Source organism: Pulveribacter suum (assembly GCF_003013695.1).
Classification (GTDB): domain Bacteria; phylum Pseudomonadota; class Gammaproteobacteria; order Burkholderiales; family Burkholderiaceae_C; genus Melaminivora; species Melaminivora suum.
Window position 1 is genome coordinate 651,848 of sequence record NZ_CP027792.1, and the last position, 18,066, is coordinate 669,913.

20 protein-coding genes and 1 pseudogene are annotated in these 18,066 nt (G+C 65.7%); 10 read left to right on the forward strand and 11 right to left on the reverse strand.

What is annotated here, in order from left to right; genetic code table 11:
• Window positions 1–293 precede the first annotated feature (293 nt).
• The 6 genes and pseudogenes from C7H73_RS02930 (at window position 294) to C7H73_RS02955 (ending at window position 3,092) form a co-directional block, all read left to right on the forward strand.
• Window positions 294–548, forward strand: a complete 255-nt coding sequence (locus tag C7H73_RS02930; RefSeq protein WP_106845293.1) for a type II toxin-antitoxin system Phd/YefM family antitoxin — start codon at window positions 294–296, stop codon at window positions 546–548.
• The gene (locus tag C7H73_RS02935; protein WP_227001396.1) at window positions 545–973 is read left to right on the forward strand and encodes a type II toxin-antitoxin system VapC family toxin; all 429 of its coding nucleotides are present in this window, start codon (window positions 545–547) and stop codon (window positions 971–973) included. The genes C7H73_RS02930 and C7H73_RS02935 overlap by 4 nt, the downstream gene beginning before the upstream one ends.
• A 60-nt stretch (window positions 974–1,033) precedes the next feature.
• Window positions 1,034–1,927, forward strand: coding sequence for a DNA/RNA non-specific endonuclease (locus tag C7H73_RS02940; RefSeq protein WP_106845295.1), 894 nt, complete (start codon window positions 1,034–1,036; stop codon window positions 1,925–1,927).
• A 323-nt stretch (window positions 1,928–2,250) separates the two neighbouring features.
• Window positions 2,251–2,400, forward strand: a pseudogene (locus tag C7H73_RS15875) (hypothetical protein); the annotation flags it as partial.
• Window positions 2,384–2,545, forward strand: coding sequence for a DUF1010 domain-containing protein (locus C7H73_RS15880; protein ID WP_405124777.1), 162 nt, complete (start codon window positions 2,384–2,386; stop codon window positions 2,543–2,545). The pseudogene C7H73_RS15875 and the gene C7H73_RS15880, both read left to right, overlap by 17 nt.
• 283 nt (window positions 2,546–2,828) lie before the next feature.
• Entirely contained in the window at window positions 2,829–3,092 is a 264-nt protein-coding gene (locus C7H73_RS02955; RefSeq protein ID WP_106845296.1) for a hypothetical protein, read from the forward strand.
• A 239-nt stretch (window positions 3,093–3,331) separates the two neighbouring features.
• Here the strand turns inward: C7H73_RS02955 and C7H73_RS15715 are convergent, their stop codons facing one another.
• The 7 genes from C7H73_RS15715 to sucC all read right to left on the reverse strand — a co-directional run bounded on the left by C7H73_RS15715 (window position 3,332) and on the right by sucC (window position 9,870).
• A complete protein-coding gene (locus tag C7H73_RS15715) occupies window positions 3,332–3,652 on the reverse strand; it encodes a hypothetical protein (RefSeq protein ID WP_227001398.1) in 321 nt (106 codons plus the stop codon).
• Window positions 3,653–4,040: 388 nt separating this feature from the next.
• Window positions 4,041–4,814, reverse strand: a complete 774-nt coding sequence (locus tag C7H73_RS02965) for a fimb protein (protein ID WP_106845297.1) — start codon at window positions 4,812–4,814, stop codon at window positions 4,041–4,043.
• 295 nt (window positions 4,815–5,109) lie between these two features.
• Window positions 5,110–5,679 carry a pilin gene (locus tag C7H73_RS02970; protein WP_106845298.1) on the reverse strand — a complete coding sequence of 190 codons (570 nt, stop codon included), beginning with the start codon at window positions 5,677–5,679 and terminating at the stop codon, window positions 5,110–5,112.
• Window positions 5,680–5,938: 259 nt separating this feature from the next.
• On the reverse strand, window positions 5,939–6,592 hold the full coding sequence (locus tag C7H73_RS02975; RefSeq protein ID WP_106845299.1) for an FHA domain-containing protein: 654 nt from the start codon (window positions 6,590–6,592) through the stop codon (window positions 5,939–5,941).
• Between the two features lie 138 nt (window positions 6,593–6,730).
• Entirely contained in the window at window positions 6,731–7,549 is an 819-nt protein-coding gene (locus tag C7H73_RS02980; RefSeq protein WP_106845300.1) for a PP2C family protein-serine/threonine phosphatase, read from the reverse strand.
• 248 nt (window positions 7,550–7,797) lie between these two features.
• Complete coding sequence (gene sucD, locus C7H73_RS02985; RefSeq protein ID WP_106845301.1) at window positions 7,798–8,691, reverse strand: succinate--CoA ligase subunit alpha; 894 nt, start codon at window positions 8,689–8,691, stop codon at window positions 7,798–7,800.
• A gap of 18 nt (window positions 8,692–8,709) precedes the next feature.
• On the reverse strand, window positions 8,710–9,870 hold the full coding sequence (gene sucC / locus C7H73_RS02990) for an ADP-forming succinate--CoA ligase subunit beta (protein ID WP_106845302.1): 1,161 nt from the start codon (window positions 9,868–9,870) through the stop codon (window positions 8,710–8,712).
• Between the two features lie 218 nt (window positions 9,871–10,088).
• Between sucC and argC the strand changes: the two genes are divergently transcribed.
• The 3 genes from argC (at window position 10,089) to ssb (ending at window position 13,080) form a co-directional block, all read left to right on the forward strand.
• Entirely contained in the window at window positions 10,089–11,030 is a 942-nt protein-coding gene (gene argC / locus C7H73_RS02995) for an N-acetyl-gamma-glutamyl-phosphate reductase (protein ID WP_106845303.1), read from the forward strand.
• Between the two features lie 117 nt (window positions 11,031–11,147).
• Window positions 11,148–12,326, forward strand: a complete 1,179-nt coding sequence (locus C7H73_RS03000) for an MFS transporter (RefSeq protein WP_106847505.1) — start codon at window positions 11,148–11,150, stop codon at window positions 12,324–12,326.
• Between the two features lie 202 nt (window positions 12,327–12,528).
• Window positions 12,529–13,080, forward strand: coding sequence for a single-stranded DNA-binding protein (ssb, locus tag C7H73_RS03005; RefSeq protein ID WP_106845304.1), 552 nt, complete (start codon window positions 12,529–12,531; stop codon window positions 13,078–13,080).
• Window positions 13,081–13,350: 270 nt separating this feature from the next.
• On the opposite strand, the gene corA is transcribed toward ssb, so the two are convergent.
• The 4 genes from corA to tsaB all read right to left on the reverse strand — a co-directional run bounded on the left by corA (window position 13,351) and on the right by tsaB (window position 16,515).
• Complete coding sequence (gene corA, locus C7H73_RS03010) at window positions 13,351–14,337, reverse strand: magnesium/cobalt transporter CorA (protein ID WP_106845305.1); 987 nt, start codon at window positions 14,335–14,337, stop codon at window positions 13,351–13,353.
• Between the two features lie 224 nt (window positions 14,338–14,561).
• Complete coding sequence (locus C7H73_RS03015) at window positions 14,562–15,326, reverse strand: uracil-DNA glycosylase family protein (protein ID WP_106845306.1); 765 nt, start codon at window positions 15,324–15,326, stop codon at window positions 14,562–14,564.
• Window positions 15,323–15,805 carry a ribosomal protein S18-alanine N-acetyltransferase gene (rimI, locus tag C7H73_RS03020; protein ID WP_106845307.1) on the reverse strand — a complete coding sequence of 161 codons (483 nt, stop codon included), beginning with the start codon at window positions 15,803–15,805 and terminating at the stop codon, window positions 15,323–15,325. The genes C7H73_RS03015 and rimI overlap by 4 nt, the downstream gene beginning before the upstream one ends.
• Entirely contained in the window at window positions 15,802–16,515 is a 714-nt protein-coding gene (gene tsaB / locus C7H73_RS03025; protein WP_106845308.1) for a tRNA (adenosine(37)-N6)-threonylcarbamoyltransferase complex dimerization subunit type 1 TsaB, read from the reverse strand. Before tsaB ends, rimI begins: the two co-directional genes overlap by 4 nt.
• A gap of 63 nt (window positions 16,516–16,578) precedes the next feature.
• Between tsaB and dacB the strand changes: the two genes are divergently transcribed.
• Entirely contained in the window at window positions 16,579–18,045 is a 1,467-nt protein-coding gene (gene dacB / locus C7H73_RS03030; RefSeq protein WP_106845309.1) for a D-alanyl-D-alanine carboxypeptidase/D-alanyl-D-alanine endopeptidase, read from the forward strand.
• Window positions 18,046–18,066: the final 21 nt, after the last annotated feature.

Consider the following 18,066-nt stretch of genomic DNA (forward strand, 5'->3'; position numbering starts at 1 on the left):
TGGCGCCCTGCATTGGCGCCATCTGCTGGGCCATCGGCAGGTCACTGACGCCTATTTGCTGGGTTTGGCCGTTCGGCACCAATGCCGCTTTGTAAGTTTTGATGCGCGGATTGATTACAAAGCCGCTGTTGGTGCCGGGCCCGAGCATCTATTGGCCCTGTCGCTCGACGAAAATTCGTAAGCTGTTCATGATCAGTTGAATTGGAATCTGACCCCAATTTCTCCTTCAGCGCTCGTCCAAAGTTTTGAGAACGTAGTATCGTGCCTACATTCATTGCTGCAGGAGGTGTGCCGTGACCATCACAACCCTATCGAGCCGGGAACTGAACCAGGACGTGACCCGGGCAAAGAAGGCCGCCAAAAGCGGGCCCGTGTTCATTACGGACCGCGGCAAGCCTGCCCACGTATTGCTCAGCTTTGAAGACTACCAGCGGTTGACAAGGCAGCGGCGCAACATTGCCGATGTCCTGGCAATGCCGGATGCTGCAGACATTGAGTTTGACCCGCCACGTATGGCCATCGGAGCCCGGCTGGCTGACCTCTCGTGATGTACGTGCTCGATACCAACGTACTGTCTGAACTGCGCAAGGTACGACTGGGCAGGGCCGATGCAAACGTGGCGGCATGGACGGAAAGCGTCGATGCCGCCGACCTGTTCGTGTCGGCCATCACCATCATGGAACTGGAGCTTGGCGTTCTGTCGATTGAACGCCGGGATGCTGCCCAGGGGGCCATGCTGCGCTCGTGGCTGGAGCAGCAGGTCTTGCCCGAATTTTCGGGGCGCACCTTGCCTATCGATACCGCTGTGGCCCAGCGCTGCGCCCGGCTGCACGTACCAGACAAGCGCGGTGAGCGTGACGCGCTGATCGCAGCGACAGCGCTGGTGCATGGCATGGCGGTGGTTACGCGCAACGTGGCTGATTTCACCCCGACGGGCGTGACCCTCGTCAACCCATGGGAGTCGTCCTTATGACTCCCTGCGTGTGCACTGGTGCGAGAAATTGGAATCTGACTCCATTGCCCCCCCTGCTGCATGCCCCGGAAAAAAAAGCCTCGCTCTCCCTCACGTTCCCGCTCCCGCCGCGCCGTTTCCCGCTTTTCGCGCCTGCGCCGCCTGCTGGTGCTGGCCTTCGCTGCCGCCGTCGCCGCGCTGCAGGGCGGCGGCTGGGATTATTTGTCCGACTGGCTGGACCTGGAAGGCTTCGGCATCACGGCGCCAGCGCTGAAACCCACCGGCCAGCAGGTGCATACCCGCTTCGCCGGCTGCCCGCAGTTCTTCGCGCCGGGTGGCATGCCGGCCGTGCCCAGCGCGCCGCGCCTGCGCGAGCTGTGCTTCGATAGTTTCGCCGTGCTGCACTCGGGCCAGACACGCACGCCGCTGATCGTCGCCGAGCGCCTGAACCGCCGCATGATCGAGCAGGGCCAGGGGCTGGCGCGCTCCGACCGCTTCTACGCCGACGCGCGCGTGCCGTCCTTCGAGCGCGCCGAGCTGGACGACTACCGCGGCTCGGGCTACTCGCGCGGACACCTGGCGCCGGCGGGTGACATGCCTACCCCGGCGGCCATGGCGCAGAGCTTCTCGCTGGCCAACATGGTGCCCCAGGACCAGACCCACAACGCCGGCCCCTGGGCCGACATCGAGGCCGATACGCGCGCCTATGCCAAGCGCGCCGCCGGGGACGTCTATGTTATCACCGGCGCAGTCTTCGGCCAGGGCAGCCGGCGCCTGATCGGCGGGCGGGTGGCGGTGCCCACGCACCTGTTCAAGCTGGTGTACGACCCGCGCAGGAAGAGAGCCTGGGCGCACTGGCAGGAAAACGCGCCTCGGACGCAGGCCGGCCGGCCCGTCAGCTATGCGGAGCTGGTGCGGCGCACGAACATGGAGCTGCTGCCGGCGCTGCATGAGGGCGCGCAGAGGGTGCAGTGATGTTGATGGGGCAGGCGCACTGAAGTCTGGTCAGTGTCTAGCCCGGCCCTCGGCCCCCAGGAGCCCGGCCGGTTGCCTTCGCCGGCACTGATGTGCTAGAGGTAAAGGAAGTTGGAAACTGACTCCAATTTCTACTCTGACTCCACTCTCTCGTCAATGGCGAAGATGTGCGCCAACTCCTTCAAGCGCGTGGCGGTCCAGCCGCGGCAGTGGTCGAAGTTCTGGCCGCTGTGTTGGTCATGGCCGCACAGGAAAGGGCGGCGCACGCAGCGGGGCACGCTAGTGGTACAAAGGCGTGTCGATCAGGCTAACGAGGGTGGAGCGTGAGCGGGTCATGGGGCAGGAGGCTAGAGGGGGGCGGGCAGGGGCAACTAAGTGGATGTCCTCTTATCTGCCGTGCTGGGCTTCGCCTGCATTCGCAGCGCAGGTTTCAAGCCTTTTTGGACTGTAGGGCTTGTGCAGAAAGCGCTAAAAGCTATCATTCTTGTAGCGCTGCACCGCTTCCCTGGCGCAACGCTTTTTCCATGGGCCGCGCCCGTCTTCAATCAAGTTTGGGCGCCCCTTCTGACCTTCGGGTCTAACTGTTCGTCGCAGCCGATCGCTTACGCCGGCGGCTGAACTCAGGCGTTAGGGGCCAGAGATGACTTGGGTTGAGGTCATAGATTCAGCAGTAAAGATCGGACTTGGCGCCCTAATTGCCGGCATCAGCGCATTCCTACTCGCTCGCAGTCAGTACGGGCACGACTTACGTCGGACTAAGGTCTCAAGGGAGTTTGAGCTCCTCAAAGACATTGCGGAGAAAGTAGAACGGTTTACCCACAGTGCGCTGAAATACTGGGCAATCTCTGCGGACTGGCACAGAGCACGTCGCACGAACCCTGACGCGAAGAAGTCAGAGACCATGCTCACAACCCAAAGGGAGCTTTTCAGCCGCTTCAATGAGCTGACCTCGGCTGAGGCGTTCCTTCTCCTACTTGGCGAGAAGGAGGCACAGCAGCAGCTGCGTACCTACGGCGAACATGTCATGGTCTACCGCCGCCAAGCCTCACGCGCAACAGACGCACTACGGGAAGAAGAGATCGATGACTACCACAAGTACATCCTTCAAGCACGGGAGTCGTTCTTCGCGCGTCTTAGCGAAATCTACGGCCGGCTTGGCTCCTAACCATTCGTTCAAGGCGACGCCGCTTCGCGGCGCAGCTTAACTCAAGCGTTATTCCATTTGAGTTTTTGAGCACATGGACAAAGCAAAAATAAAGCTTGTAACCATCGTAAGGTGCCCATCGAACTTCGCCTTCCAACGTGTCGCACTCATGCCGCCTTGGATTGCCGATGGACATGCTTGCTGAGCCAGTCCTGAAGGAACTGAATCGGCCAGCTGTAGCCCAGCGTGGAGTAGCCCGCTCATCCAGCAGCGCTTGGCTCTTGCAGCGCCCTCCCAGAACCGGCCCGTGCAACCGTCTTCCGCATTGGCTTGGCGGGCCAGCGATTCATTGAGCACGCGCATAAACCACGACAGGTCCTGCAGCCGCGCAGCGTGCCGGCCATCTCCTGCACTTTCTCCAGCTCAGCCTGGCCCATCTGCGCCCGGGTCGGCGACAAATAGCGCTGCACCAGCAGCGGGCCGGTGAACAGCTGCGTCCAGCGCTGCAGCACCTGCTCGTCGCTCCACGCCTGCGCCCGCGCGCTGCCTATACGTAGCACCATATGGTAATGGTTGCTCATCACTGCATAGGCGGCCACGTCGATGGCGAAGACGCGCGCCAGCTCCTTGATGCACGGAGCGATCCATGCGCGCCGGTGCTCGAAGTTTGTCCGTTGTGGTGGTCATGGTGGCACAGAAATGCACGGCGCACGCAGCGCGAGATGCAGTGGTACCACGGTGTGTCGGCAAGGCTGATGACGGTGGAGCGTGGGCGGGTCATAGGGCTGGAGGGTAAGAGGCGGCGAGTTGACCATCAACTGGGTGGGTGTCCTTTATTTGACTTAATGATTTAGTTCTGAACCCAATTAATTACACCGGCCCGCTAGTCTCACCGGCGTGCCGACCTACTTCTTAGAGCGGAATTGTTCAGGGCTAATATTTAATTTCAGAACCAAATCTTGAAAGTGCCTAGAACCCGTCCACTTCGGCATAGCCCACGATGTTTAGATCCTGGTCCAGTAAAGCAATCCAGTCCATAGTTTTGCTGCTGACCAAAGGTAGGTATTTTAAGGTCTCAATGGGGTAGCCCGTGGCATGTGCAGCGGCGCGTAGGGCAGAAGCATCTTTAGCACGCTCATGAATCAGCGCGGAAAGCGGCTTGGCCTTTTCTTCCATGCCTTTACGCGCGTTAGTCCAGGGCATCCACCAGTCGGGTTGCATGGCAAGAGAAATTCCGGCAAGGCCTCGTTCTACGCTGCGTATCAACTCTTCGCTGTTGGCGGGTGTGCGGATAGCAACTGCCTCCACGCCGTACCACGGCAGCCGCTGCATGCCTTCTGGTGCCGCGGGCAGCGCGCTCATTTGGACTTCGTTAGCGGTTACTATAACTAGCCGGTCCACCTCAAAAGCTAGTGCCACTGGGCGTGCGACCCAGACGGTATACATGCCATATACCAAAGCTATTACCTGGATAATGCCCACGAGCGAAAAGTCGAGCCGACGCTCGCGCTGTGATTTCCTGGGGCTGGCGAGCACGAGGGTCAGCAATGGACCACACACCACATCGACTCCCAAGATGAGCAGATAAATATGGCCCACCTGCAGCAATGCCCGATAGGGCGGAGGATACCACAGACTAAATACGGCGGCAGCCGACATTAAGGCGACTGCAAGAGAAATTAGCAAGTGAAGGGCTGTGCAGCGACCAGCAAAATAAAGCCGTTCTGATAGGGGGGGCATCATCACAGAATAAAATAGAAATGTGGAGTTTCCTACTCAGATAACTACTTTTATAAGCAATAATTTGGTTCTGCTTTATGTGGTGAAAAAAATTTCGCCCAATAAGGAGAGGTCTATAAGCAAAAAATAGAAAATATTTGCCTATTATATTTTTGTGGAAATTATCATAAGCGGTCAAGAAAAAATCATTTTTATCTATAAAACTTGCTGCAATTTGGATCTAAAAATTTTGTAATATTATAATTGAATTTATAAATTAAAAAAGGGCGCCGAAGCGCCCAATTTGAATTTTTTTGTTTTACTTCACAAAGCGGCAGTTTGCAGGAACATATTTAAACACCTTGCTGTCCTTGACGCCGCAACCCCACACCACGGGAGCTCCTTGGGTTAGCAGTCCGGAAGGAGTTGCAGTGTTGTTCACCGTTCCGGAGCCTGGGGTCATATAAATTTCATTTCCGCTAGCAACAGCCTTGATAAGTGCCGCGCCAGGAGCACCGGTCGCAGTGTAAACCACAGTGACCATACCTTCATCCGCGGCAGGCTTTGTCACGTCAGCAATTTCGGCGATCTTAATGTCGGAAACGTTGGTGCCCGAAGTGTATTCGTAACCGTAAGTGGCTTCATTTTTTCCTGGGGCAGTTTGCGCGCCGTTGCCAGCATAAGCAATGACTTTTCCAGTCGCCACGTTTGCAAAAGACTCGGCTACTGCCGTCTTCGCGGCGGTCCCCAAGCTTAGGCCTTCAGAAATACGAGCACGAATAGTGTAGTCCTGATAAGCCGGCAGGGCCACAGCAGCCAAAATACCAATAATCGCTACCACGATCATCAGTTCGATCAGGGTGAAACCTTGTTGCAGGGTACGCTTCATAAATCCTCCTCGGATGAGTAATAAGATTCCCCACGAAGAAGCCCCGTGGGTTGGACTATCTCAAGCAGCTTCCATGCCATGACTGGCGGAAAGCCACAGGGGATTTGTTAGCAAACGTTGTTGCCTGGCTGCCTGCAGAGCGCCCAAGAGCTTCTGCTTGGCAGCGCTGGAGTTTTGGTAAAAAACAGCTCCAGCCTTTGCCCATCAGGCGCTGCCAGCTATCAATACAGAAGCGGCAGCCAGTCCGTCTGCCCGCGCCTCACCCCAACACAAACTCCATCTCCGTCCCCGCTAGCGCAATCCGGTCCCCGGTCTTCAACGGCACCGGCTCGCTGCTGACCCCCACCCCGTTCAGCAGCGGCATGTCTCCGCCCTCCACATGCGCCAGCACGAATCCATGGTGGCGTTTGGTGATGGACGCCACTGCTACCCCGGGCTTGCCAATGGTGGTGACCACTTTGGTCAGCGCCACCTCGCGCCCGGCCGCGGGGCCGGAGATGACGCGTACCGAGGCGTTCAAGGGGGCGGCGGCAGGGGCTGGGGCCGGCGCGGCGCGCGGCGGCAGGGCGGGGGGCAGCATGCCGGGCTTGAGGAAGACGGTCTTCTCATAATCCGGCGCGGCCTCATCCGCCATGTAGCGCAGCTTGTACTTGCCCACCTCCACCATGTCGCCATTGCGCAGGGTGTGGCGCTTGATGGCTTGGCTGTTGATGAAGGTGCCGTTGGTGCTGCCCATGTCCTCCACGTCGGCGCTGCCGTCGGCAGACAGCAGGATCACCGCATGCTCGCCGCTGACGGCCAGGTGGTCGATGACGATGTCGTTGTAGGGGCGGCGGCCGATGCTGGTGCGTTCCTTGGTGAGGGGGACTTCCTTGATGACGACGCCGTCAATCGTTACGACCATTCGGGACATGCTTGTTATTCCTTGGAGTGCAGCGGGCGCGTGAGCTGGGAGAAAAGAGAGAGACTGGACGGGAGATTTTCGGGTCTGGGCCGGCAGGGGGACCAAGCAATTTCCGGGCGCAGTTCGTGTCTAAACGTTTTATAAAAGTTACGAATTGCCGCGCAGCAGGCGGCTGACGAGGCCGCCGCGGCGCGCCTCGGCAGGCAGTGCGTCGCCAGCGGCCTGGGCCAGCACCACGCTGATGTTGTCGCGCCCGCCGAGGGCGTTGGCCAGGGCCACCATGCGGCTGGCCTTTTCGGCCAGGGGCAGGGGCTGGCGGGCCAGCTCGGCCAGTTCCTCGTGGGTCATCAGGTCGGTCAGACCGTCGGAGCACAGCAGGTACAGGTCGCCCGGCTCCACGGTGAATTCATTGACCTCCAGCGGCGCCACGGGCTCCACCCCCAGGGCGCGGGTGACCAGGTTGCGCATGCCGGTGCGCGCGGCCTCTTCTGGGGTGAGCAGGCCGGCGTCCATCTGCTCCTGCAGCCACGAATGGTCGCGCGTCAGCTGCTCCAGGCTGCCTCTGCGCAGCCGGTAGCAGCGCGAATCGCCGACGTGGCCCAGCACCAGCCGGCCGCCGCTGGGAATAAAGACGCCCGCCACCAGCGTGGTGCCCATGCCCTCGTATTGCGGGTCGGACAGGGACGCGCCCAGGATGGCGTGGTTGGCCTGCTCCACGCAGGCGTCGAGCCGCTCGCGCACTTCGGCGGGGCTGGCGCTGCGGCCCCCGGGCGCCTCCAGCCAACGGGCCAGTTCGGCGCCCACCTGCTCGATGGCCATGACGGCCGCCACCTCGCCGGCGTTGTAGCCGCCCATGCCGTCGGCCAGCAGCACCAGGCCGGCGGCCTCGTGGACGGCCACCGCGTCTTCGTTGTTGGTGCGCACGCGGCCGGTGTCGGTCAGTGCGTAGAACTCGTAGCTCGGCATGTGTGGATAAAGGCGCAGTGGTGGGCCGGTGTCTCGAATATGTTGCGTTATGTTACTTCATGGCGCCAGGGTGCTCGCCCTGAGGTGTCGCCATTTTTGTCACGCGGCGCTTTCATTTGTGTCTGCGGTATCCGGCCGTTCGCCGGGCAGAAAAAAAGCCAGCGGGGCCGCTGGCTTTTTTGTCTCCTGGCATGGCGCGACGTGCATCGGGGGGCGGGCGTCGCGCCGGGCCATGTGGGGCTGCTGGCTTACAGCAGGCCCTTGAGGATGCGGCCCATCTCCGACGGGTTGCGCGTGACCTTGAAGCCGCACTCTTCCATGATGGCCAGCTTGGCATCCGCCGTGTCGGCGCCGCCGGAGATCAGCGCGCCGGCGTGGCCCATGCGTTTGCCGGGAGGGGCCGTGACGCCAGCGATGAAGCCGACGATGGGCTTCTTCATGTGGTCCTTGCACCAGCGGGCGGCTTCGGCTTCATCGGGGCCGCCGATCTCGCCGATCATGATCACGGCGTCGGTTTCGGGGTCGTCGTTGAAGGCGCGCATCACGTCGATGTGCTTGAGGCCGTTGATCGGGTCGCCGCCGATGCCCACGGCCGACGACTGGCCGATGCCCAGCTCGGTCAGCTGCGCCACGGCTTCATAGGTCAGCGTGCCGGAGCGGCTGACCACGCCCACGCGGCCCTTCATGTGGATGTGGCCGGGCATGATGCCGATCTTGATCTCGTCGGGCGTGATCAGGCCGGGGCAGTTGGGGCCCAGCAGCAGCGTGCGCTTGCCGCCGGCGGCTTCCTTGGCCAGCATCTTGTTGCGCACTTCCAGCATGTCGCGCACGGGAATGCCTTCGGTGATGCAGATCGCCAGGTCCAGGTCGGCCTCGACGGCCTCCAGGATGGCGGCCGCGGCGCCTGCCGGGGGCACGTAGATCACGCTGACGGTGGCGCCGGTTTCCTTGGCGGCCTCACGCACGCTGGCGTAGATCGGCACGTCGAAGATCTTCTCGCCGGCCTTCTTCGGGTTCACGCCGGCGACAAAGCAGTTCTTGCCGTTGGCGTATTCGATGCACTTTTCGGTGTGGAACTGGCCCGTCTTGCCCGTGATGCCCTGGGTGATGACGCGGGTGTCCTTGTTGATATAGATCGACATGTTTGCTTTACCTCGTCATTACTTCACGGCTTCGACGATCTTCGTGGCCGCCTCGGCCATCGTGTCGGCGCTGATGATGGGCAGGCCGCTCTCGGCCAGCATCTTCTTGCCCAGCTCTTCGTTCGTGCCCTTCATGCGCACGACCAGCGGCACCTGCAGGTTCACGGCCTTGCAGGCAGTGATGACGCCGGTGGCGATGGTGTCGCACTTCATGATGCCGCCGAAGATGTTGACCAGGATGCCCTCGACCTTGGGGTTCTTGAGCATGATCTTGAAGGCTTCGGTCACCTTCTCGGGGGTGGCGCCGCCGCCCACGTCCAGGAAGTTGGCCGGCTCGCCGCCGAACAGCTTGATGGTGTCCATGGTGGCCATGGCCAGGCCCGCACCGTTCACCAAGCAGCCGATGTTGCCGTCCAGGCTGATGTAGGCCAGGTCGAACTTGGAGGCTTCCACCTCGGCCGGGTCTTCCTCGTCCAGGTCGCGCAGGGCGACGATGTCGGGGTGGCGGAACAGCGCGTTGGAGTCGAAGTTGAACTTGGCGTCCAGGGCGCAGATGTTGCCCTTGCTGTCGCGGTTCAGGGGGTTGATCTCGACCAGAGAGGCGTCCGTCTCCATGTAGCACTTGTAGAGCTTTTGGCAGACGTCGATGAACTGGGCCTTGGAGTCATCGGGCATGCCGACGCCGCGGGCCAGCTCTTCGCCCTGTTCTTGCGTCAGGCCCTTGAGCGGGTCCACGAACACGGTGATGATCTTTTCGGGCGAGGAGTGGGCCACTTCCTCGATGTCCATGCCGCCTTCGCTCGACGCGATGAAGGCCACCTTCTGCGTGCCGCGGTCGGTCACGACGGACAGGTAGTACTCCTTCTGGATGTCGGCGCCGTCCTCGATGTACAGGCGGCGCACCTTCTGGCCCTCGGGGCCGGTCTGGTGCGTGACCAGCTGCATGCCCAGGATGTCGCTGGCGCGGGCCTTGACGTCCTCGATGGTCTTGGCGACCTTCACGCCACCGCCCTTGCCGCGGCCGCCCGCGTGGATCTGGGCCTTCACGACCCACACGGGGCCGCCGAGCTTTTGTGCGGCTTCCACGGCTTCTTGCACCGTGAAAGCAGGAATGCCGCGGGGTACGGGCACGCCGAAGCTGCGCAAGATTTCCTTGCCTTGGTATTCGTGAATCTTCATGAGTGAGGTCTCTCTCAGGGGAAGGGTGGGTTGAGGTACCCGTGCGCGACACGCGGCATGAGAAGACGACAACAACCAGAGGCAGTCGGACCGCAGACTCGGTACAGGCAGCCGGCGACTGTATCATGCTGCGACGCACCATTGTCTTGGCGCAAACCTAACGCAACTTGACAGCCGGCCCGGCTTTTCGCTGGCGCCCAGGCAGGAGAACGGCCCTTATGTCCCAGGTCCACAAGGTCTTCATCGATGGCGAGGCAGGCACCACTGGCCTGCAGATTCGCGAGCGCCTGCAGTCCCTGCCGCAGGTGCAGCTGGTCAGCATTGCGCCCGAGCTGCGCAAGGATGCGGCCGCCAAGCGCGACCTGGTCGCCGGCGTGGACATGGTCGTGCTGTGCCTGCACGACGACGCCGCCCGCGAAAGCGCGGCCATGGTCGATGCGCTGCAGGCCGAGACCGGCCGCGCCATCAAGATCATCGACGCCTCCACCGCCCACCGCACGGCGGACGGCTGGGTCTTCGGCTTTCCCGAGCTGTGCGCCGGCCAGGCCCATGCGGTGCGCAGCGCCACCCGGGTGTCCAACCCCGGCTGCTACGCCACCGGCGCCATCGCGCTCTTGCGCCCGCTGGTCGATGCCGGCCTGCTGCCGCCCGACCACCCGGTGGCGCTGCCGTCGGTGAGCGGCTACTCCGGCGGCGGCCGCGCCATGATCGAGGCCTACGAGGCCGGTAGCGCCGCCCCCTATGAGCTGTACGCGCTGGGCCTGTCGCACAAGCACCTGCCCGAGATCCTGAAGTACACCGGCATGCAGCGCCGGCCGATCTTCGTGCCCTCGGTGGGCAACTTCCGCCAGGGCATGCTGGTGCAGCTGCCCCTGCACCTGGACCTGCTGCCGGGCAAGCCCACGGCCGCCGACCTGCACGACGCCCTGGCTGCGCACTACGCCAAGAGCAACACGCCCGAGCAGTGGGTGCAGGTGCTGCCGCCCACCGAGGACGGCAAGCTGGAGCCCACGGCGCTCAACGACACCAACCGGCTGGAGCTGCGCGTCTTCCCCAACGAAGACCACCGCCACGCCCTGCTGGTGGCGCGCCTGGACAACCTGGGCAAGGGCGCCAGCGGCGCAGCGGTGCAGAACCTGAAGCTGATGCTGGGCCTGTAAGCTGCAAAAACAATAGCTGCCAGCGCTTGCCTGGCGCGGCTTTGAGGCCGTTTTCATTCATATTGCCCCGATCACCGCCCCGTGCCACGCAAAGACAGCCCCAGCCCCTCCACCGCCATGACGCGCGACGAGCGCCGCGCCAGCATCAGCCTGGCGCTGATCTTTGCGCTGCGCATGCTGGGCCTGTTCCTGGTGCTGCCCGTGTTCGCGCTGGAGGCGCGCAAGTACCCCGGCGGCGACGACCCGGCCCTGGTCGGCCTGGCCATGGGCATCTACGGGCTGACGCAGGCCTTCCTGCAGCTGCCCGTGGGCATGGCGTCCGACCGGCTGGGGCGCAAGCGTGTCATCGTGGCTGGCCTGCTGGTGTTTGCCGCCGGCAGCCTGATCGCCGCGCTGGCCGATTCGATCACCGGCCTGCTGGCGGGCCGCGCGCTGCAGGGTGCGGGCGCCGTGTCGGCGGCCGTCACCGCGCTGCTGGCCGACCAGACGCGCGACGCCGTGCGCACCAAGGCCATGGCCCTGGTGGGGGCCAGCATCGGGCTGATGTTCGCCATCGCCCTGGTGGCCGCGCCGCCGCTGGCCGCCCGCGTGGGCCTGGCCGGGCTGTTCGGGCTGACCGGCGTGCTGGCGCTGGCCGGCATCGCTGTGGTGCTGTGGGTCGTGCCGCCCGAGCCCGCGCTGCACCAGGACGTGCCCCGCGGCCGGCTGGCCGAGGTCTGGCGCCACGCCGACCTGCTGCGCCTGAACGCCGGCGTGTTCGTGCTGCACACGGTGCAGATGGCCATGTGGGTGGCCGTGCCCGCCATGCTGCTGCAGGCCGGGCTGCCCAAGGCCGCGCACTGGCAGGTCTATCTGCCGGCGGTGGTGCTGTCCTTCGTCGCCATGGGCGGCCTGTTCGCCATGGAGCGGCGCGGGCGCCTGCGCGCGGCGCTGCTGACCGCCATTGCCCTGGTGCTGGTGGTGCAGGCGGCGCTGGCGCTGCTGTCGGCCGGCGGCGCGCAGCCCACGCTGTGGGTGCTGGGCGGGCTGCTCTTCGTGTTCTTCTGCGGCTTCAACGCGCTGGAGGCGACCCAGCCGAGCCTGGTCTCGCGCATGGCCCCGGCCAACCTGCGCGGCGCCGCCCTGGGCGCCTACAACACGCTGCAGTCCTTGGGCCTGTTCGCCGGCGGCGCCCTGGGCGGGGCGCTGGCCAAGTGGGCCGGCCCCACGGGCCTGTTCGCCGCCACTGCGCTGCTGACGGCGCTGTGGCTGGCCGTCACCTGGCCGCTCAGGCCGGTGGGGCGCGGCGCGCACTGAGCGCGCGTGAACAGGCGCCAAGCGTGCGCGCGCCGGGTTGCAAATCCCCTGGCCGCCACCATTTTCAAGGGTGCGCCTGCACATTCGCGCCGTCAGGCAGCTATGCTGCGCACCGGTGGTTTGAGAAGCCACTTTTTCGCTTATCTGGCCCGAACCTTCTCTTCGTCACTCGGGCTGTCATCAACTCAACAGGAAATTTCTCATGGCATCCGTCAACAAGGTCATCATCGTGGGCAACCTGGGCCGCGACCCGGAGATGCGCACCTTCCCCAGCGGCGACCAGGTGGCCAACGTACGCATCGCCACCACCGACCGCTGGCGCGACAAGAACACGGGCGAGAACAAGGAAGCCACCGAGTGGCACAGCGTGGTCTTCAACGGCCGCCTGGCCGAGATCGTCGGCCAGTACCTGAAAAAGGGCTCGCAGGTGTACGTGGAAGGCAGCCTGCGCACGCGCAAGTGGACCGACCAGAGCGGCCAGGAACGCTACACCACCGAAATCCGCGCCGATGCCATGCAGATGCTGGGCAGCCGCCAGGGCATGGGTGGGCAGGGTGGTGGCTATGACGAAAGCTTCGGCGGCGACAGCGGCGGCGGCTACGAGGCCCCGCGCCGCCCCCCGGCACCTGCGCCCGCGCCTGCGCGCTCCCCGGCGCCTGCTGCCCCCGCGGCGCGCCCGGCACCGGCGCCCATGGCCCCGCCCCCGCGCGCGGCCTCGGGCTTTGACGACATGGACGACGACATCCCGTTCTAAGCCGCAGGCAACCCGGTGTATCCACCATGCGCCGGAATTTCCAGAGCAAAATCAGCTGCTAGCGCCCATCCATCAAGCGCTGGCAGCTATTTTTTTAATAGCAATAATTGGAATCTGACCCCTATTGACTGACCCCTATTGAGGGGCGCACCTCAGGCCAGCGGACGCCGTGGGTCCGGCTCCGCCGGCCCAGTAGCGTCGTCCCCTTCCCAGCGTGCGAAGCCGCGCCAGAGAGGCGGCGAGCCGCGCCAGCGGCTCAGGGGGTTGCCTCTACTTCAACCAGCCCCGCTTGCGAAAGTACAGCATGGGTCCCACGGCGCTGGCGATCATCAGGGCGATGACATAGGCGTAGCCGTATCGCCATTCCAGCTCGGGCATGACGCGGAAGTTCATGCCATAGACGCTGGCGATCAGCGTGGGCGGCAGCAGCGCCACGCTAGCCACCGAGAAGATCTTGATGATCTTGTTCTGGTTGATGTTCAGAAAGCCGACCAGCGCATCCATCAGGAAGTTGATCTTGTCGAACAGGAACTGCGTGTGGCTGTCCAGCGACTCGATGTCGCGCAGGATCTGGCGCGCGTCCTCGAACTGCTCGGCCCCTAGCATCTTGCTGCGCATCAGAAAGCTGACGGCGCGGCGGGTGTCCAGCATGTTGCGGCGGATGCGGCCGTTCAGGTCTTCCTGCCAGGCGATGTCGGCCAGCACGCTCTGGGCGTAGTCGTCCGTCACGTTGCCATCGAGCACCCGCACGCTGACGGCCTTCAGGTCGTCGTAGATGCCCTCCAGCGTGTCGGCGGAGTATTCGACGTCGGTGTCGAACAGCGCCAGCAGCACGTCCTTGGCGTCCTCGATCAGGCCGGGGGCGCGCCGCGCGCGCATGCGCAGCAGGCGAAAGACGGGGATGTCTTCCTCGTGGATGGAAAACAGCACGCCGCAGCTCTTGAGCTCGGCGTTGTGCTGGTTCAGGATGAAGGCCACGCGCACGCTGCGCGGCTCGTCCTCGTCATCGACCAGGAAGTCGCTGCGAAGATGCAGCTCGCCGTTGTCTTCTTCGTAGAAACGGGCGGATTCCTCGATGTCCTCGTCCATCACGTCTTCGGGGATGGACAGGCCGTAGTGCTGCTTGATCCAGCGCTTTTCTTCCAGCGTGGGCGACTGCAGGTCCACCCAGATGGGCTGGAAGCGCTTGAGCTCTTCCAGCGACTCGATTTCTTCCTGGACCAGCCGGCCGTTGGCGAGCGAAAAGATGTTGAGCATGGCTCGCACTCCTTGGTGTTCTTGGCGTTTGCGGTGATGGGGCGAAGGTGCTTTCAACCCCCTGCAGGCCGTCGGCAGTGCGGGAGGGTGAAAGCTACCGACTGGGGTAGCTTTCCATGGCGTCTTTTTTCCTGGAGGTGGAAGGAGGGCAAGGCTTGGCGCGTTGCGCGGCAAGCCCGAAATTATGGCATCGGCGCGCCCATCGCGTGGGCTGGCGCGGTGCCTCAGCGCAGGCCGTGGCGCACCCGCGCCAGCGCGCGGCACAGGTCGGCCCAGGCGGCCGCCTTGGCCTGCGGGGCGCGCAGCAGGTAGGCCGGGTCGTAGCTGACCAGCGCCGGCGTGCCGTCGGGCAGCTGATGTGCGCCGGCGCGCAGCCGGGCCAGCGGCAGCGGGCTGCCCAGCACGGCGCGCGCCGCGCCCAGGCCCAGCAGCAGCACCATGGGCGGGCGCAGGGCGGCCAGGCTCTCGGCCAGCGGCGCGGCGGACACGCCGCCGTCGGCCGCCCCGCGCACCAGGGCCGCCAGCTGCGTGCCGCCCTGGCGGTGCAGGCCGGCGGCGCGCAGCATGTTGTCCAGCAACAGGCCGGCGTCGCCCGCCAGCGGATCGGCGGGGTCGGCGCATTCCAGGATCACCAGCCAGCCACTGCCGGGCCCGGTGCCTGCACTGCCCTGGGCATAGGGCGCAACGGGCGGGGCCAGCAGCACGGGCGGGAGGGCGCTCGCTGCCGTTGCCGGCGTTCGCGCCGGTTCTGGTTCTGGTTCTGGTGCGGGTGCTGGTGGGGGTGCGGGTGGGGGTGCGGGTGCGGGTGCGGCAACCTCGGGCGCCGGCTGCGGCGCAGGGCGGGGCGCAGCCGCCGGTGCCGCAGCGGGCGCATGAGCGAGCGCCGGTGCCGGTGCAGCGGGCGGCGTACGGGTGGCCGGTGCGGTGAACAGGGCGATGCCCATCTCCTGCAGCATCGCCCGCTGGCGGTTGTCCAGGTCCAGGCTCATAGCGGCAGGCTCATGACGATGGCGTCCTCACGCTGGCCATGGACGGCCGGGTAGTAGTGCCTGCGCTCGCCCACGCGGCGGTAGCCGTGGCGCTCATAGATCTGCTGCGCGCGCAGGTTGCTGGTGCGCACCTCCAGCCACAGCCACTGGGCGCCCTGGGCCCGGGCCCACAGCGCCAGCGCGTCCAGCAGCAGGTGGGCCCAGCCCTGGCGCTGGTGGCGCGGGGCGACGGTGATGTTGAGCAGGTGGGCCTCGTCCACGCCGCGCATGGCGATGAAGTAGCCCAGCAGCTCGTCCTGCGCCATGAGCAGCTGGCACTGGTAGCCGGCGGCCATGGCGTCGATGAAGTTGCCGCGGGTCCACGGGTGATCGTAGGCGCTGGTCTCCACGGCCATCAGCAGGTCCAGCCGCGCGGGGGTGAGCGGCTCCAGGTGCGCCTGGACGGGCGCGGTGGCGGCGGAGCGGGCGAGTGCGCTCATGGCCGGGCCGCGGCGCGGCGCGCGGCATCGCGCTCGGCGGTGGTCTGGGCCACCTTGTCGCGCACATAGCGCGGCAGGGCGGCGTTGGCCGCCACGGCCGCGCCTTCGGCCAGCAGCGCGGGCGCCAGGCGCAGCAGGGCGGCTGCGGTGGGGCGCGCCGGCACGTGCGGGGCCTGGGGAGCCAGGCGCTCGCCATAGGCGGCGCGGGCGTTGCCGGCCACGGTGAAGCCCTCGGGCACGGCAATCGCCTGGGGCGCGGACAGGCCGAAATCCGGCGGGCACGACCAGTGGCCGGCCGAGGCGTCGCCCCGCCATTCATAGGGCGCCCAGTACACCTCGTCCATGCGGGCATCCAGGGCGGCCAGCACGCGCGTGCAGCCGTGCTCGGCGCGGGCCTGCTCGGCCACCGCCAGCAGCGTATCCACCGGCAGCGCCGGCACGCCCTGGCCGCCGCGCGCCCCATAGGCCAGCCCCTGGGCCACCGAGCAGGCGGTGCGCAGCCCCGTGAACGAGCCCGGGCCGCGGCCGAAGACCACGGCGTCCAGCCTGTCGAAGGACAGCCCGGCCTGCTGCAGCAGCGTGCGGATGGCGGCGATCAGCGTGGTGGAGGCCTGCGCGCCCCCCGGGCCGTCGTGCTCCAGCACCTGGCTGCCGCGCTGCACGGCAATGGTCAGGGTATCGGTGCTGGTGTCGAAGGCAAGCAGGTTCATGGCCGGGTGATTATCGGCGTGCGCATCGGCGCACGCGCCGCGGGGCCTCTAGACTTTGTGCGCATGCACGCATCCCGTTTCCTGTGCGCGCGCCGCGCGCTTTGCCTGGCGGCCTGCACGGCCGCCCTCCTGCCCTTCGGCCTGGCCGCCCGCCAGGTGCCGCCGCAGTCTGCGGCCCAGGCCCTGCCTGCGCCGGTGGAGGCCGCGCTGCAGCGCGCCAAGGTGCCGCGCGAGGCGCTGGCCGCCGTGGTGATCGACGTGGAGGGCGCCAAGCCGCGCCTGTCCGTGCAGGGCGACGCGGCGGCCAACCCGGCCTCGGTCATGAAGCTGGTCACCACCTTTGCGGCGCTGGAGCTGCTGGGCCCGGCATTCACCTGGGAAACGCCGGTGTACCTGGATGCCCCGCCCCAGGGCGGCAGCCTGCGCGGTAATGTCTATATCAGGGGGCAGGGCGACCCCCGGCTGGTGGTCGAGCGGCTGTGGCTGCTGATGCGCCGCCTGCGCGCGCAGGGCATCTCGGTGATCGTGGGTGACATCGTGCTGGACCGCAGCGCCTTTGCCGTGCCGGCGCACGACGCGGCGCAGTTCGACGGCGAGCCCTGGCGGCCCTACAACGTGGCGCCCGATGCGCTGCTGGTGAACTTCAAGTCGCTCACCTTCGGCTTCGTGCCCGACGAGGCCGCCGGCGTGGCCCGCGTCAGCCACGAGCCGCCACTGGCGCAGCTGGAGCTGCCCGCCAGCGTGCCGCTGGCGCCTGCCGGCACGGCCTGCGGCGACTGGCGCGCCGGGCTGCGCGCCGACTTCACCGACGCCGCACGCCTGGCGCTGGCGGGCAGCTATCCGGCGGCCTGCGGCGAGCGCCAGTGGAGCATTGCCCCTGCCGACCCGCAGGGCTACGCCGCCCGCGCCATCGAGGGCATGTGGCGCGAGCTGGGCGGCAGGCTCACGGGCCAGGTGCGCGACGGGCGCGTGCCGGCAGGGCTGGCGCCGGCGTTTTCCACCACCTCGCCGGCACTGGCCGAGGTGGTGCGCGACATCAACAAGTACAGCAACAACGTGATGACGCAGCAGCTGTTTCTGACGCTGGCGCTGCAGCGCACCGGCCAGGGCAGCCCGCAGGCCGCGCGCGACGTGCTGGGCCGCTGGTGGGACGAGCGCGTGGGCCTGCCCGGCACGCTGGTGGCCGACAACGGCGCCGGCCTGAGCCGCGAAGCCCGCGTCAGCGCCCGCGCCCTGGCGCGCATGCTGCAGCTGGCCTGGGCCTCGCCCGTCATGCCCGAGTTCGTTGCCTCGCTGCCGATCATGGGCGTGGACGGCACGCTGCGCCGGCGCCCGGGCCAAGCCTCCGGCGCGGCGCACCTGAAGACCGGCACGCTGCGCGACGTGACGGCCATCGCCGGCTACGTGCTGGGCGAGAGCGGCCGCCGCCATGTGCTGGTGGCCATCGTCAACCACCACAACGCCCCGGCGGCACGCCCGGCGCTGGATGCGCTGGTGGACTGGGCGCGCCGCGACGCAGAAAAAAAATAGGTGCGGCGCGGGGGTGATTTT